The organism is Pseudoflavonifractor gallinarum, assembly GCF_014982855.1.
Taxonomy (GTDB): domain Bacteria; phylum Bacillota; class Clostridia; order Oscillospirales; family Oscillospiraceae; genus Pseudoflavonifractor_A; species Pseudoflavonifractor_A gallinarum.
Genome location: NZ_JADCKF010000001.1, coordinates 272,446 through 287,580 on the forward strand (window position 1 = coordinate 272,446; position 15,135 = coordinate 287,580).

Here is a 15,135-nt window from a genome sequence, read left to right on the forward strand (position 1 = left end):
TGGTATCTTAGAGACAAGGAAAACGGTGCGGAAGGGCGGATGTGTCCCTGCACCCTATGGAAGGAGAGCAAGCTCATGGAAAAGAAGCTCTATCGGACAGAGGGCCGGGAGGCCCTGCTGTTTGGCGTGTGCGGCGGCATTGCCGAGTATTTTAACTTGGACCCCACCCTGGTACGGGTGGTGATGGTACTGCTGATGTGGTTCAAGGGGGCGGCGCTGATCCTCTATCTCATTGCGGCGTTCCTCCTGCCCCGTAAAAGCACCCTCTACCCGGGAAGCTGAGCGGGAGGAATTTGGATCCAAATCAAATACGGCTGCCAGCATTTTTGGATGGATATGCCAAGGCCCCCGCTCCGTTAGGAGCGGGGGCCAAATTTTTTGCAGAACAGTGTGCTTCTTTATCCGGAGGTAACGGTGCGGACAATGCTCTGGGTCTCCTCTTCCGTAAAGAGCTGGAATTTTACGGAGGCGGCCAGGAAAAGCGATTCACTCTCCAGACTCATGTATTCCGACTTGGTGGCGCCCCAGGACATTTCCACCCGCTCATGGGCCCAATTTTCAAAGTCATAGATCGTTTTTCCGGTGGTCAGGTCAAACAGGAATACATAGGTATCCGTGACCAGGGCGCCCAGGGAGTTGGCGGCCTGAAGCGTTACTTTGACCACATAGTAATCATGGTTCAGGCTGAGAATATTTCCGCTGGGCTTGGTCCGATCGGGCAGATTGGCATAGTAGGCAACACGGTCATAGGGACCATAGCGCATCTCCACCACGTTCATCGTGCTGGGGAATTTCAGACGGTCATAGATATACTGAAGAGATATGGTGCCGAAGGAAATGGGATCCGCCTGTACCGGTTCTTCCGGCGTCTCCGGCTCGGGATTTGGGGTGGGAACGGGAGTGGCGAGAAGTGCGTCCAGATTTTTGATCTGGCTTTCCGCACCGGTACGCAGATCGGAGACCGGCTCGGTGGAGACACGCTCATAGCGGCGATATGTGGGAGAGACATAGGCCATGTCTACCAAAACCAGATACCCCTCCTCCAAATTGAGTTCCGATACATAGTCGCTGATCCGCCCAGTAAGGCGTTTGGCGTCACCGCTGCCCCGCCAGTCCACAAAATCATTGGTAAAGATACCCCACTGCGCATAGGCGGCGGCCGAGGCATTCGGATTGGTGAAGGTGGCCTTCTCTTCTGTGGTTACCCGGCCGCGGCTATACAGATCATAGCCGGTTTTAGGGACGGTGTAATCTATGCCGCTGTAATTTTCGTGATAGAAAATGCGGATGGACTCTTCTCCGTCAAAGATCAGCTCCCGGTATTCCACGTAGTCGGAATCGGGGTCCCGCTCCTCATAGCGCCAAACACCCTGCAGGGCCTGCGGTGTGAGCTTGAAGTCCAGCGTGAAGGATGTGCGCATGGAAGGGTCGGCCATGAGCGTGACGATCGTGGCCGCCTCGGCGCGCTGGATTGAGCTTTCCGGCGCAAAGGTCCCGTAGCGGTCTTTTCCTTTGATGATGCCGACATTGTAGAGGCGATAGACGGCGTCGGCATAGCTGTCCGCAGCGGAGACATCGGGGATGGAAGTAATGTCATTGATGGGGGCGAGGGCAGATTCCGGCAGCGCAGCGGCCAGAATGGATGCAAATTGGGCGCGGGTCGCATTTGCATTGTAGTCGGAATAGGTGCCGGCAGTCAGGATCCCATTCTGAATGGCATAGTCAATATAAGGCTGATACCAGGTGGCTCCGTTTGAGAATACGGCCTGGTCCGCATAGTAAATACTATGAAGACGACAGGCCAGGGCAATGGCCTGGGCAAGACTCACATTTCCGGAGGGCGTAAACGTGGTTGCACTGCTGCCGTAGAGCAGGCCAAATTCACAGGCAGAGCGTACACTTTCGGCGTACCACGCATCGGACGATACGTCTGTGAATTGTCCGCTGGTATAGGGAATGGTACGTTTAAAATTGGACAGGCTTCCCTCCGCGGCCAGTGCGGTTGCGGGGAAAAGAGAGAGACACAGGGCACCGGCGAGTATGGATGCCCAAATGGATGAGGCGCCTTTTTTTCATAGAAAAATACCTCCTTCTAAATTTATTTCATTATATTGAATGGAGGACTTCGATACAATATGCAGGCTGCATAGTGGTGTGCTTAAAACAATACCGGGACAGTCGACCACGCTGTGCCGGGTATCATAGACTGCCAAGAGGTGATATGGTGTGGAAAATCCGATCCTTGCCCGGCTGGAGCGGCTGGGGGCAAAGCCCTCTCCCCTGTGGCTGTGGACGCTGCTGGTCTTACAGGAGGGGGAGCGTTACCCCCTGCCGTTCTGGAACGAGGCCCTCTCCCGGGCCGTGGGGCGAAAGGTCTTTTGCCCCTCCTACCGGGCGTTGGAACGCCGCCTGGAGGAAGCCCTCCGCAGCTGCGATTGACATAAGAGGCGGAATAGGGTACAATGATTGTACAAAATGTACAAGGAGGCGGGGTATGAAACTGACGTTTTTTGGCGCGGCCAAGGCGGTGACCGGAAGCTGCCACTGCGTGGAGTGCGGCGGAAAGAAAATTCTGGTGGACTGCGGACTCCAGCAGGGACGAGACGAGCGGGATAACCGGGAGCTGGACTTTAACGCCGGCTATATCGACGATGTCATTGTGACCCATGCCCACATCGACCACTCCGGGCGGATCCCGCTGCTGGTCAAACAGGGTTTTACGGGAAATATCTACTGCACCCGCCTGACCGGAGAGCTGCTCTCCATCATGCTGCGGGACTCGGCCCATATCCAGGAGAGCGACGCCCAGTGGCAGAATCAGAAGGGTAAGCGCGCGGGCAAGGAGTTGGTGGAGCCCCTCTATACCGTGGCGGACGCCGAAGCGGCCCTCTCCCACGTGGTGACCTGTGAGTACGGGGATGTGCTGGAGATCGAGCCGGGCGTCAAGGTGCGCTTTACCGATGCCGGGCACCTGCTGGGCTCCTCCAGCGCAGAGGTGTGGCTTACCGAGGAAGATGAGACACGGAAGATCGTCTTCTCGGGCGACATCGGAAACCGGGACCAGCCCATCATTCGGGATCCCCAGTATATCCGGGAGGCCGACTATGTCCTCACGGAATCCACCTATGGCGACCGCAACCACGATATGGAGGAGGACCCCGAGTATACCGAGCGGCTGGCCGCGATCATTGACGAGACACTGGGCCAGGGGGGCAATGTGATCATTCCCTCCTTTGCCGTGGGCCGCACTCAGGAGCTGCTCTATTTCATCCGGGAGATGAAGGAGCAGCACATGGTGAAATCGGTCCCCAATTTCCCGGTCTACGTGGATTCTCCGCTGGCCGGTGAGGCCACCAAGATCTTCTCCGGAGACCTGCACGGCTATCTGGATGAAGAGGCCATTGAGGCCCTGCGGGGCGGGGCCCTCTTCCGCTTCCCGGGACTCAACATTACGGAGACCAGTGAGGAGTCCAAAAATCTGAACCTGGATCAGACCCCCAAGGTCATCATTTCGGCCTCCGGCATGTGCGACGCCGGCCGGATCCGCCACCACCTCAAGCACAACCTGTGGAGAAAAGAGTGTACCGTGGTCTTCGTGGGCTATCAGGGCGAGGGCACCCTGGGACGCCGCCTGCTGGACGGGGTAAAGTCGGTCAAGCTCTTCGGCGAAGAGATCGCCGTCAAGGCCCGCATCGTCAACTTCCACGGCCTCTCCTCCCACGCCGACCGGGACGGCCTGCTGCGGTGGATCGGCGCCTTTGAGCCCAAGCCGAAAGAGGTCTTTGTGGTCCACGGCGACAAGGATGTCACCGAGATCTATGCCCAGACTCTGCGGGAGCGGGGCTTCTCGGCCCACTCGGCCAACTATGAGGAGGTCTATGATCTGCTGACCGGGCGGATCGTGGCGCCCGGCATCGTGCTGGAGTCCAAGCCGGTCTATGTGGCGGACTCGGCCTCCCCGGCCTATCGCCGTCTGGAGGAGACGGGCCGCCGCCTGATGGAGGTCATCGCCCACAACCGGGGCGGCGCCAACAAGGATCTGGCCAAATTTGCCGACCAGCTCCGCGCCCTCATCGACAAGTGGGATCGCTGAGCATACACGGGAACAACAGAAGACCGGCCCCCGCTCCTTGAAGGAGCGGGGGCCGGTCTTGTTCATTTAGAGAGAGGCACTTGCCTGAGCCAGGAAGTCAGAGACCTGGGCGGCGGTGTCCAGAGCCATGGCCTGTTCCGCGGTCCGGAGGGCGTCCGGACCGTTCCAATCGGCGATCTGCTTGCGGGCGGCCAGGATGGACGAGGGGCTGACGCTGAACTCGTCCAGACCAAAGGCCAGGAGCAGCGGGATCATGCGGGGGTCGGCGGCGGCCTCGCCGCACATACCCACCGGGATTCCGGCGGCCTTTCCCGCGGCAATGACCGAGCGAATGCTGCGCAGGACGGCCGGGTGGTAGCAGGTGTAGAGCTTTTCCACCTTGGCGTTGCCCCGGTCCACGGCGATGGTGTACTGGGTCAGGTCGTTGGTACCGATGGAGAAGAAGCCAGCCTCCCGGGCCAGCAAGTCGGCGATGAGTGCCGCGGCCGGCGTCTCCACCATGATGCCCAAAGAGATGTGGGGGTCAAAGGCCAAACCCTCGGCGGAGAGCTGAGTCTTGCACTCCTCCAGAAGCGCCCGGGCGCCCCGGACCTCCTCCACCCCGGAGACCAGGGGGAGCATGATCTTGATATTCCCGTGCCGGGCGCCGGCCCGGAGCAGGGCCCGCAGCTGCACCCGGTAGAGGTCGGGGCGGTCCAGACAGTAGCGGATGGCCCGGTGGCCCAGGAAGGGGTTCTCCTCCCGCTCCATCTCCAGATAGGCGATGCCCTTGTCGCCGCCCACATCCAGCGTGCGGATGATGACCTCTTTCCCCGCCATGAGGTCGGAGACCTGGGCGTAGGCCTGGTACTGCTCCTCCTCATCGGGCAGGGCGGTGCGGTCCATGAAGAGAAACTCGGTCCGGAAGAGTCCGATCCCCTCGGCGCCCGCCTCGGCGGCCGCTTTCGCGTCGGCTACGCTGCCGATGTTGGCGTAGAGGTCCACATGCCGGCCGTCGGCGGTGCGGGTATCCCGGTCCCGATAGACCTGGAGCAGAGCCCGCTCTTCCAGCCACTTGTCCCGGCGGGCCTGGAAGGCAGCAAGGGTGGCCTCGTCCGGGCAGAGGAGCGCGGCGCCCTCGGTGCCGTCCACTGCCACGGTCATACCGTCCTGGACGGCGTCCAGCAGACCGGGCACGCCCAGTACCGCGGGGACCTCCAGGGCCCGGGCCAGGATGGCCGAATGGCTGGTCTGTCCGCCCACCTCGGTGAGGATGGCGCATACATGCTCCTTGGAGAGGCTCACCGTCATGGAGGGGGTCAGATCGTGGACCACCAGAACGGTGCCCTCGGGCAGGGCGGCCAGATCCACGCTCTCGGCGTGGAGCAGGATACCCAGCATCCGGGTGCGGATGTCGCCGATATCGGCGGCGCGCTGGCGCATGAGCTCGTCCTCTACCCCGGAAAACATGGCGATAAAGGTCTGGCAGACGGTGTCCAGGGCCTCCTCGGCGCACTTGCCGGCGTCGATGGCCTCTTCCATCTGGGAGAGCATGAAGGGGTCTTCCAGCATCATGATCTGACCGGTGAGGATGGCCGCCTCGGCCTCCCCCAAGCGGTTGGTTATGTCATCGGCCATGGCCTGGGTGCGCTGGGTAAAGAGGTCTGCCGCCGCGCGCAGCCGGGCCTTTTCCTGCTCCGCCCCGGAAAAGGGAACGGAGGTATAGTCCAGATTCTGCTCCCGCACGCAGACCGCTGTGCCGATTCCAATGCCTGCGGAGGCGCCCACACCGTGTAACGTCATAGTCATGTTCCTTTCTCCCGGCTGATCGGGCTCTTATTCGCCCAGGCCGGACTCCACCAGCGCCACGGCGGCCTTGAGGCAGTCGGCCTCGTTGGAGCCGTTGCAGCAGATCTCGATCTCGGTGCCCTGCTTGATGCAGGCGGCCATCAGGTTCATGATGCTGCGGGCGTTGATCTCGCGGCCGTTGGCGATCACGGTGACATCACAGCCAAAGGGGGTGATGGTCTTGACAAAGAGCTGCGCGGGACGCATGTGCATGCCCATGGGGTTGATGATTGTAGTCTTGGCGGATACCATAATCAGATCTTCCTTTCTTCATAAACACAGGGTTGGTATGGATGGTTAGGGGCTCTTCTGTCCCCGGATCATCCGGGGACAGAAGAGGTGGATTTACGCTTTTTTGCGCTTGAGGATGGCCAGCAGCAGCATGCCCACCAGGGAGCCAACAGCCAGGGCCACAAAATAGCCCAGCACATTGTGCATGACCGGGAATACGAACAGTCCGCCGTGGGGCGCGGGGGAGGCGCAGCCCAGAAGCATGGACAGCGCGCCGGCCACGCCGGAACCCAGGATGCAGGCGGGCAGGACCCGGAGCGGGTCACTGGCGGCAAAGGGAATGGCACCCTCTGTGATAAAGCACAGGCCCATGATATAGTTGACCGGGCCGGACTTGCGCTCCTCGGGGGTAAAGCGGTTGCCGAAGAAGGTGGTGGCCAGAGCGATGGCGATGGGCGGGACCATGCCGCCGATCATCACAGCTGCCATCACACCGGAGCCTCCCGCGGCGATGTCCGCAGTGGCCAGGGTGGAGGTGCCGAAGAGGTAGGCAGCCTTATTGAAGGGGCCGCCCATATCAATGGCCATCATGGCCGCTACCACAAAGCCGAGGACCACACGGCTGCCCTCGTTCATGGAGGCCAGGCCGGCGTAGAGGGCGTTGTTCAGCATGCCCACAAAGGGATTGACCACACACATGAAGAGGCCGATGATCAGCAGACCTACCACTGGATAGATGAGGACGGGCTTGATGCCCTCCAGGGCCCGGGGAAGCCGGTCGCAGAGCTTGCGCAGCCCCAGCATCAGATAGCCCGCGGCAAAGCCGGCGATGAGGGCGCCCAGGAATCCGGCGGAAATGGAGCCGCCGCCGGGCTGCAGGAAGGTGGCGCCCGATACGGCCAGCGAACCGCCCACAAAGCCCACCATCAGACCGGGCCGGTCGGCAATGGCCATGGCGATATAGCCGGCCAGAATGGGCAGCATGAAGTTGAAGGCAACTCCGCCGATGTTCTTGAACCAGGCGGCCAGCGGGGTGTTCGTACCGAAGTTGGCGTAGTCGATGGAGGGATCGTCCAGCAGGAAGGCCAGGGCGATGAGAATGCCGCCGCCGATGACAAAGGGCAGCATATGGGACACGCCGTTCATGAGCTGCTTATAGAGCTTGCGGCCCAGGCTCTCCCGGATCTCCTCCTGGGCGACGGCGCCGGTGTGGTGGTAGATGGGGGCGTCGGGTGCCTTTCGGATGAGCTCCTCCGGGTGGTGGATGCCCTCTGCCACGGGTACCCGGAGAACATGCTTGCCGTCAAAGCGGCTCAGGTCCACCTCTTTGTCCGCGGCGATGATGACCGCATCCGCCCCGGCGATCTCGTCCCGGGTCAGGATGTTTTTGGCTCCGCCGGAGCCCTGGGTCTCCGCCTTGAGGGGAATGCCGATCTCGGACCCTTTTTTCTCCAGCGCTTCGGCGGCCATATAGGTGTGTGCGATGCCGGTGGGGCAGGCGGTGACCGCCACGATGCGGTAGCCCTGCTCCTGCGCCTGCTCCGGAGCCGATGCGGGAGCGGGTACCTCATCGGGATACTTCTCGGCCTCCTGTTGGTCGATGCAGGCCAGGAATTCCGTCACATCCCCGGCGGAGAGCAGGCGCTGACAGAAGGTCTCGTCCATCAGCATGACCATCAGCCGGGAGAGGATCTCCAGGTGGGTGTCTCCCCCGTCCTTGGGGGCCGCGATCATAAAGAAGAGGGTGGAGGGCTGGCCATCCGGGGCGTCATAATCCACGCCGCCGGGAACGGTGATGGCCGCGAGGCCGGGCCGCTTGACCGCGGCGCTCTTGGCATGGGGAACGGCGATCCCGCAGCCGATGGCTGTGGTGCTCTGTTCTTCCCGGGCCAGAATGTCCTTTTTATAGAGGGCCTGGTCGGTCAGATTGCCCGCCTTGCTGTGCAGGGCCACCAGCAGGTCCACTGCGGCGGCCTTATCGGCAGGCGACGCGTTGAGCTGAATGCTCTCGGCGCGCAGAAGGTCGGTGATGCGCATGACTCTTATCCTTTCAAATCAGGTTTGAAGAAACAATGCTCAGAGGGTACGGAGGACGGCCTCGACCGCGTCCCGGGAGGCAAGACCGTCGGAGAAGGCGGTGGCCCCGCCGGCGGCCGTCCCAAGGCGCAGGGCGGACTCATATTGGCCCGAATCAAGCCATCCGGCCAGGAAACCGGCGACCATGGAGTCACCCGCTCCCACGGAGTTGCGTACGGTGCCCCGGGCTGCCGGGGCCTGGTGGAAGCGGCCGGTCTCATCCAGAAGGATGGCCCCATCCCCTGCCATGGAGACCAGCACATTTCGGGCGCCCCGCTCCTGAAGTTTGGCGGCGCAGGCGCGGACCTCGTCCAGTGTCTCCAGGGTCTGTCCGAACATACCGCCCAGCTCCAGTCGATTGGGCTTGATGAGGAAGGGACGGTATTTGAGCACGTTGGCCAGCAGATCGCCCTCGGCGTCGACGACGGCCGAGATGCCCCGGCCATCCAGCCGTTCCAGAATGCGCTCGTAGATATCACTGGGCAGGGAGGCGGGAATGGAACCGGCCAGTACCAGAATATCCCCGCCGGTCAGCGCATCGAGCTTGCGGAACAGGGCCTCCAGCGCCTCCGGGGGAATGGCGGGTCCCCGGCCGTTGAGCTCGGTCTCCTCCCCCGCCTTGATCTTGACATTGATCCGGGTGAATCCCTCCGGCAGGTGGATAAAGTCTGTGCGTACTCCTGCGGCGGAGAGGCCGGCCTCAATGGCCCGGCCGGTAAACCCGGCCAGAAAACCCAGAGCGACGCTCTCCGTTCCCAAATTGCCCAAGACGGTGGAGACATTGATGCCTTTGCCGCCGAACTGGATCAGCTCCTGGCTGGCGCGGTTGATGCTTCCCGGCTCCAGACGGTCCATGCGGACCACATAGTCGATGGCCGGATTAAAGGTGACGGTGTAGATCATAGGTGCGTTTCTCCTACTTCCTTGATGACGGCATGGGCGCGGAAGCTCTCGTCGGGCAGCGTGTCGGTGATGATACAGACCTGGCTGAGAGGACGGACGGTCACCGCCGTCACCTTGCCGAATTTGCTGGAGTCGGCCAGCACATAGGTGAGGTAGGCCTGCTCTGCCGCCCGGGTCTTGACTGCGGCCTCCTCCGCGTCGGGGGTGGTGCATCCCTGCCGGAGGGCAATGCCGTTGATCCCCAGAAAGGCCTTGGTGAAGTTGTAGCGCTCCAGTGCGGCAATGGCCTCCGCGCCCACGATGGCCTCGGTGCCCAGCTTGAGCCTGCCGCCCACCATGTAGACCTTGCGGCCCAGCTCGCTCAGACGGCGGGCACAGGCGATGCTGGTGGTGACAAAGGTGGCGCCGGACTGGCCCAGACAGTTGGCCATGGCCAGGGTGGTTGTGCCCGCGTCCAGAAAGACAAAGTCGTCGTCGTACACCAGCGAGGCGGCGTACCGTCCGATGGACGCCTTTTCCTCAATGTGGAGCAGAGACTTGGTGGAGAGATCCGGCTCTTCCGGGTCAAACTGTCCTCCCACCGCGACGGCCCCGCCGTGGACCTTGCTCACCTTGCCCTGCCGGTCCAGCAGGTTCAGATCCCGCCGGATCGTGGCCTCAGAGGCCCCGGTGGCCTCACAGAGCTGGGCCACCGTAGCGGCGCCCCGCTGCTCCACTGCGGCGACAATGGCGGCCAACCGCTCTTCCGCCAACATAGCAGACCCTCCTTTTTGATGTGAAATGATTTGTTTTTATTGCTTGATGCTATTATAGCACAATTACAATCAATTTCAATCTTAAACAATCATTTTCAGTCAGTAAAGGCGCCAAAAATCAGAGGGTATTTTTGTGCAAAGCGGTGGTTCTCCTGCTATCATCCCCGAAAAGAGCCGCCTCCATGCCCGCCGCCCCCCAAAACCCCGCTCTTTTCCTCTGGAAAGCGGCGTGGTATGATAAGATAGAAAGGATCGCGTGCCGGGAGAGGAGAGAAAGCATGAAGGACGGAAATTTACCGGTGCGATTGCGATGGAGTGAGGGGGTCAAGCTCTTTCGGAGCCGCTGGAAGGGCGCCAGACCCACCGTATTCTTTTTTATCGCGCTGTTTTTGATGATCACGGTCTGCTTTGGCAGCGCCTATGCCATGGCAGTGTCTGGAACGACCACCCTGTTTCAGGTGCGCCGCAACCGGGAACATACACTGGGCGACTATGTCCGCCTGTTTTTCATGTGCATGCTGCTGTGCGTATTGGCCATGGTGGCCACCAGGAGCGGATGGCTGTGTGTACTGCTGAATCTCAGTGTGCCCTTTCTGCTGGTCTTTTTTCAGAGCAGCCAGTTTGCCCCCAAGGGGTATATCGGCTATGCCATGACCTTTGTATTTTTGGAGCTCCGGCCGCCTGCGCCGGAGGAGATGGAGACGCAACTTTTGGCGGTGGCGGCCTGTACGGCGGCCCTCATTCTGGCCCTGGCGGGCTATGGCTGGTGGCGGGGCCGGACGGAAAAAAAGCGGGACAGTGTAGGAGAGAGTTTGGACCGCCTGGCCGCTCTGCTCAAGCGCATGGCGGAGGAAGGCGGGAGCGACGAGGTGCGCAAGGAGCTGTATGGGTTGGAACAGAGCTTCCACCGCATGGGCTACCGCAACCACCGCCTCCCGGGATCCTCCGATCCCCAAAAACTCTTTTACAATATGTTTGCGATCTTGTTCCAGCGGGCAGTCTACCTGGTGTCCGACGCGGCCTGGCAGGAGGAGGTCCTTCCCCCGGAGCGGCGGGAGGCGCTGGAGGGCTTGGCCGGGCTGGTCCGGGCCGTGCGTGCGGCCCAGACCGCGGAGGAGCGTGCCGCGGTGGCGGAACAGATCCAGGCCATGCTGGCCGATACCCCTCTGCCCGAGGGGCGCCTGCGCATTTTTTACCGGAGCTTTCTCCACCGCATGCTCCTCCTGCTCCGCCACTGGGGGGAGGTCCGACCGGTCCGGCACCCGCTCTGGCGGGGAGGGGGCGGAAGAGAGCTGTGGCGCCGCCTGCGGGAGCGCCTCTCCCTGGAGCGGTTTGAGATGCGCTTTGCCCTGCGGCTTTCGGTGGTGCTGACGGTGAGTTGTACCATCAGCCTCCTGTGGGACTTTGAACACACCTACTGGTTCCCCCTCCATGCGTTTCTTCTGATTCAGCCCAGCTATGAGGAGAGCGCCCACCGGATGGTCACCCGGCCCATCGGCACGGCCCTGGGCTGTCTGCTGGTCTTTGTGGTCTATCCCCTTCTGCCCGGTGTGCCCGGCGTCTTTGTCTTTTCCTTTGTGATGATCTCCCTTATGTACTGCTGCACCCCCGGGACCTGGGTCCACCCCATCTTCTCCACGGCCTTTGCGGTGACCATGGCCTCCCTGACCATGGAGGACACCGTGGCCATCGGTCTGCGGATCTTCTATCTGCTGCTGGCGGTGCTGCTGGTGCTGGTGATCAACCGTTTCTTTGTCCCCACCCGGCGGGAGAAGCAGTTCCGCAGCAATCTCCACACACTGACGCATCTCCACGCCACCTACTGGGATATGGTCTCACAGGGACTGGGCGGGCGGGTAGACCCGGCCTTCTCCAGTGAGATTCTGACCGAGTTCCACCTGGTCTACGACGCGGCCATGGGCTACGTCCTTACACTGCCCCAGGGGGAGGAGCGGACAGAGGCCAGTACGCTTCTGCTCACGCTGTGGAATATGTTCTCAGAGCTGGAGCAGGTACACTATCTCCTCCAGGCGGGAGCTATCCCGCCGGAGCAGGGGCCGGGGCTGAACCGGCTGGCCCGTACCCTCTGTGTGGAAATGGACCGGCCGGGGCCGCCGCTGGACGCCATCTCGCTGGAGGCGGGAATGGAGGAGGGCGACCTGGGCTATGTACTGGGCCGCTATCTCGCCAGTGCCCACGGCCTCTCCCGGCAGCTGGCCGGAGTAGAACAGGCGGCCAGAAAGCGGGAATAAGAAAAAAGGTCTCTGCACTTGCGTTCTGTGCAGAGACCTTTTTTGTACGATGGGATGGTTGAAAAGCGGGACCGCCGGTCAGCGGGCGCGCAGCTGCCAGAAGGCCACCGCGCTGGCGGCCGCCACATTCAGGGAGTCCACCCCGTGAGCCATGGGAATACGGACGGTGTAGTCACAGTGGGCAATGGTCTCGGCGGCCAGGCCGTCCCCCTCGGTACCCAGAATGATGGCCAGACGTTCCTCCGCCATGAGCGCGGGGTCCTCAATGCTCACGGACCGGTCACTCAGGGCCATGGCGGCGGTGCGGAAGCCAAGCGCCTTCAGACGCTCCAAACCGGGGTGGGGCCAGTGGGTGTGGTCGCTGCCGATGTACGTCCAGGGGACCTGAAAGACCGTGCCCATGCTCACCCGGGCGGCCCGGCGGCAGAGGGGGTCGCAGCAGGTGGGGGTGAGCAGCACCGCGTCCATGTGGAGCGCGGCGGCAGAGCGGAAAATGGCGCCGATGTTGGTGCTGTCCACGATCCCCTCCAGCACGGCGATCCGGCGGGCGTCGGCGCACAGGGTTTCCACCTCCGCCTGCCGGGGACGGCGCATGGCGCACAGGATTCCCCGCGTGAGGGTGTAGCCGGTCAGCTGGGCCAGCACCTCCCGGTCGGCGGTATACACCGGGATCTGGGGACAGCGCTCCAGAAGTTCCTGCCCCTGTCCGGTGAGATGGCGCCGCTCCATAAGGAGGGCGAGGGGCTCACACCCGCCGTCCAGGGCCCGCCGGATGACCTTGGGGCTCTCCGCAATGAAGACGCCCTGCTCCGGCTCCAACCGGTTGCGCAGCTGGGCCTCGGTGAGGTGGGCAAAGACCGCCAGTTCCGGTGCACTGAGATCGGTTATCTCGATAATATGGGACATAGGGGTTCTCCTTCCCCGCTCAGCCGCCCGGGGCGGTGAAGCGATCAGATATTGGGCATTTTTGCGGTGGGCATCATAAGGACTTTGCCGGTGCCGCGGTAGACGTTGACCAGACCTTCCCCGGAGGCGGCCGAACCGATCAGGCTCTTTCCGGAGCGCTCCACCGTAAAGTCGAGGCTGCCGCTCCAGGCAATGGCATAGTTGCCGTCGATCTTGAGAACGTCGTTCTGGAGGGTGATCTCAACCAGCTCCTCCCGGGGGCAATCAGACTCGATACAGAAGGTGCCGCTTCCATTGAGGCTCAGGTTAAAGAGGCCTTCCCCACCGGCCACCGCCGAGGAGAAGTTGGAGCGCATGACAGCCTTGTGCTTGAGGTTGCTGTCACAGGCCAGGAAGAGACCGTCGTCCAGCACCACGCTGCCGCCCCAGTCGGCGCAGTCCAGCAGAATAAGATATTTATAGGTGGGCTCCAGGACCAAAAGACCATCGCCGGTATACTCAGGTTTGATAGTGGATTCGCCGCTGGCCTTGCCGCGCATGGCCTTTCCCAGCAGATCGGTCACGCCTTTGATGCCGGTGGTAGCATTCACATTGCCCAGCATCCACTGCATGGCGCCAGCCTGGATGGTGACATTAGCCTTGCTCAGATCACATACCAGCTGGCGTTTTTTCACATTCATCTGGGCGCAGTAATAGGCCTGCATGGCGGAATTGGGGGTTACGCTCAGGTCCCGCTGATACTCGATGACCTGGAAAGGGCCCAGTGCCGAGAGGACGGCAACGTCGTCGTTATCCAAAAAATTAGAGATTTGATACATCGTACTGCCTCCATTCGTCCATGATGATGGTAGTATTGTTTCCATGGGGTCAGACTCATTATAGGCAAGGCTGCGGGATTGTGCAAGTAGAAGCCGGGGAGCGGAGCGAGAATCTGTCCGGCTATACTGCAATCATACGCAACACTTTTTCGCACGGACCAATAAAAAGTCCGGCTTATGATAACACTTTTGATAGGCGGGATATTGTGCCAGAATATCTGCCCCGGGCAGCGGCTCCAGCATTTGCTCCAGCTGAAAACCGGCGGTCGAAAGGGCGTTGACGATGTCGGAAAAGGTGCGGTGGTATTTGATGACACCGTCCACGATCCAGGTGGTGGTCCGAATACCGGGAATGCCGTAATCGCTCAAATTATAGTGGTTGATGGTTCCGTCCTCATTCTGGGACCAGCGCGGACCCTTCCGCAGGGCCGTCGTAAAGGGATGCTCCTGGGAGAAGAGAAAGATTCCACCGTCGGCCAACAGCCGGTGGATCTGAGCGAGCAGCTGGTCAAAATCCTCCACATAATGTACAGCGAGGGAACTGAACACCACGTCAAACGTGCCATCCAGAGCGGAGAGGTCGCTCATACTCATGCGGACAAAGGAGATGCGTTCAGCGTTATTTTCCGCCTTTGCAATCTGGAGCATTTTTTCGGAGAGGTCCAGACCCGTCACATGAGACGCGCCCAGATGCAGAAATTCCCTGCAATTCTCCCCGTAACCGCAGCCCAGGTCCAGGACCCGCTTGCCGGACAGGTTTGGGCAGAGGGAAAAGAGCGCCGGTTTTTCCACAAGGTGATTGGCAGCGGATGGCTGCTCCCGCAACTTCCGGTAACCCTCAAAAAAGACCTCATTATCATAGATGTTCTGATCGTGCATGGCGGGAACCCCATCCTTTCTGTAAGAGAATAAAAAAGCCGGAGCAAGCGATACAAAGCTTGCTCCGACGTGGCACCCCTGGCGCGACTCGAACGCACTACATTCCGCTTAGGAGGCGGACCCTCTATCCTGGTGAGGTACAGGGGCGAATCGATCGGGATCTACCGATCACGATTTGTATTTTAACCGAAACGTAGGGGCCTGTCAACGGCGAAGCGCCCCGCCGATTTGAGAGGGAATCCTGCTCCAGGACAAAAAGCGCACGTATGAACCCCAGGTTTTGACACACGCATTGGGAAAATAGCTGAAAGAGGGCTCTAAACGTAAAAAAAGTTGCTTTTCCACCGGGCATAGCCTATAATATTCTCTGCTGATTGGGCGGCAGTGCAGAGGAG

Annotated in this window: 13 protein-coding genes and 1 tRNA gene; 4 read left to right on the forward strand and 10 right to left on the reverse strand. The window is 61.2% G+C overall.

The genetic code is table 11. The features are described 5' to 3' along the window. The first annotated feature begins 75 nt into the window (after positions 1-75). Positions 76-282 (forward strand): PspC domain-containing protein, encoded by a 207-nt coding sequence (locus INF37_RS01285; protein WP_101692331.1) that lies wholly within the window; start codon positions 76-78, stop codon positions 280-282. Between the two features lie 116 nt (positions 283-398). On the opposite strand, the gene INF37_RS01290 is transcribed toward INF37_RS01285, so the two are convergent. Then, positions 399-2,054 (reverse strand): S-layer homology domain-containing protein, encoded by a 1,656-nt coding sequence (locus INF37_RS01290; RefSeq protein ID WP_328821005.1) that lies wholly within the window; start codon positions 2,052-2,054, stop codon positions 399-401. Between the two features lie 172 nt (positions 2,055-2,226). Between INF37_RS01290 and INF37_RS01300 the strand changes: the two genes are divergently transcribed. After that, positions 2,227-2,439, forward strand: a complete 213-nt coding sequence (locus INF37_RS01300) for a hypothetical protein (RefSeq protein WP_193535906.1) — start codon at positions 2,227-2,229, stop codon at positions 2,437-2,439. Between the two features lie 55 nt (positions 2,440-2,494). Then, positions 2,495-4,093 carry an MBL fold metallo-hydrolase RNA specificity domain-containing protein gene (locus tag INF37_RS01305; RefSeq protein WP_193535908.1) on the forward strand — a complete coding sequence of 533 codons (1,599 nt, stop codon included), beginning with the start codon at positions 2,495-2,497 and terminating at the stop codon, positions 4,091-4,093. 66 nt (positions 4,094-4,159) lie between these two features. Here the strand turns inward: INF37_RS01305 and ptsP are convergent, their stop codons facing one another. The 5 genes from ptsP to INF37_RS01330 form a co-directional block, all read right to left on the reverse strand. Further along, the gene (gene ptsP, locus INF37_RS01310) at positions 4,160-5,881 is read right to left on the reverse strand and encodes a phosphoenolpyruvate--protein phosphotransferase (protein ID WP_328821001.1); all 1,722 of its coding nucleotides are present in this window, start codon (positions 5,879-5,881) and stop codon (positions 4,160-4,162) included. A 27-nt stretch (positions 5,882-5,908) separates the two neighbouring features. Next, the gene (locus INF37_RS01315; protein ID WP_101692327.1) at positions 5,909-6,172 is read right to left on the reverse strand and encodes an HPr family phosphocarrier protein; all 264 of its coding nucleotides are present in this window, start codon (positions 6,170-6,172) and stop codon (positions 5,909-5,911) included. Between the two features lie 93 nt (positions 6,173-6,265). After that, positions 6,266-8,188, reverse strand: a complete 1,923-nt coding sequence (locus INF37_RS01320; RefSeq protein ID WP_101692326.1) for a PTS fructose transporter subunit IIABC — start codon at positions 8,186-8,188, stop codon at positions 6,266-6,268. Positions 8,189-8,227: 39 nt separating this feature from the next. Then, positions 8,228-9,130: a 1-phosphofructokinase gene (gene pfkB, locus INF37_RS01325; protein ID WP_101692325.1), complete on the reverse strand. Its 903-nt coding sequence runs from the start codon at positions 9,128-9,130 to the stop codon at positions 8,228-8,230. After that, positions 9,127-9,885, reverse strand: a complete 759-nt coding sequence (locus INF37_RS01330; RefSeq protein ID WP_101692324.1) for a DeoR/GlpR family DNA-binding transcription regulator — start codon at positions 9,883-9,885, stop codon at positions 9,127-9,129. The genes pfkB and INF37_RS01330 overlap by 4 nt, the downstream gene beginning before the upstream one ends. A gap of 278 nt (positions 9,886-10,163) precedes the next feature. Between INF37_RS01330 and INF37_RS01335 the strand changes: the two genes are divergently transcribed. Next, complete coding sequence (locus tag INF37_RS01335) at positions 10,164-12,137, forward strand: FUSC family protein (protein ID WP_193535910.1); 1,974 nt, start codon at positions 10,164-10,166, stop codon at positions 12,135-12,137. A 78-nt stretch (positions 12,138-12,215) separates the two neighbouring features. Here INF37_RS01335 and INF37_RS01340 read toward each other — a convergent pair whose 3' ends face one another. The 4 genes from INF37_RS01340 to INF37_RS01355 form a co-directional block, all read right to left on the reverse strand. Further along, a complete protein-coding gene (locus INF37_RS01340; RefSeq protein ID WP_101692322.1) occupies positions 12,216-13,043 on the reverse strand; it encodes a TrmH family RNA methyltransferase in 828 nt (275 codons plus the stop codon). 44 nt (positions 13,044-13,087) lie between these two features. Beyond that, positions 13,088-13,861: an AIM24 family protein gene (locus INF37_RS01345; RefSeq protein ID WP_186963103.1), complete on the reverse strand. Its 774-nt coding sequence runs from the start codon at positions 13,859-13,861 to the stop codon at positions 13,088-13,090. 132 nt (positions 13,862-13,993) lie between these two features. Continuing rightward, on the reverse strand, positions 13,994-14,740 hold the full coding sequence (locus tag INF37_RS01350) for a class I SAM-dependent methyltransferase (protein WP_193535912.1): 747 nt from the start codon (positions 14,738-14,740) through the stop codon (positions 13,994-13,996). 70 nt (positions 14,741-14,810) lie between these two features. Beyond that, a tRNA-Arg gene (locus INF37_RS01355) sits at positions 14,811-14,887 on the reverse strand. Between the last annotated feature and the right edge of the window lie 248 nt (positions 14,888-15,135).

Bases quoted from the DNA above. Each gene is read 5' to 3' on its own strand.
- INF37_RS01285 (WP_101692331.1), top strand. From the start codon at position 76: ATGGAAAAGAAGCTCTATCGGACAGAGGGCCGGGAGGCCCTGCTGTTT.
- INF37_RS01305 (WP_193535908.1), top strand. From the start codon at position 2,495: ATGAAACTGACGTTTTTTGGCGCGGCCAAGGCGGTGACCGGAAGCTGC.
- ptsP (WP_328821001.1), bottom strand. From the start codon at position 5,881: ATGACTATGACGTTACACGGTGTGGGCGCCTCCGCAGGCATTGGAATC.
- INF37_RS01315 (WP_101692327.1), bottom strand. From the start codon at position 6,172: ATGGTATCCGCCAAGACTACAATCATCAACCCCATGGGCATGCACATG.
- INF37_RS01320 (WP_101692326.1), bottom strand. From the start codon at position 8,188: ATGCGCATCACCGACCTTCTGCGCGCCGAGAGCATTCAGCTCAACGCG.
- pfkB (WP_101692325.1), bottom strand. From the start codon at position 9,130: ATGATCTACACCGTCACCTTTAATCCGGCCATCGACTATGTGGTCCGC.
- INF37_RS01330 (WP_101692324.1), bottom strand. From the start codon at position 9,885: ATGTTGGCGGAAGAGCGGTTGGCCGCCATTGTCGCCGCAGTGGAGCAG.
- INF37_RS01335 (WP_193535910.1), top strand. From the start codon at position 10,164: ATGAAGGACGGAAATTTACCGGTGCGATTGCGATGGAGTGAGGGGGTC.
- INF37_RS01340 (WP_101692322.1), bottom strand. From the start codon at position 13,043: ATGTCCCATATTATCGAGATAACCGATCTCAGTGCACCGGAACTGGCG.
- INF37_RS01345 (WP_186963103.1), bottom strand. From the start codon at position 13,861: ATGTATCAAATCTCTAATTTTTTGGATAACGACGACGTTGCCGTCCTC.
- INF37_RS01350 (WP_193535912.1), bottom strand. From the start codon at position 14,740: ATGCACGATCAGAACATCTATGATAATGAGGTCTTTTTTGAGGGTTAC.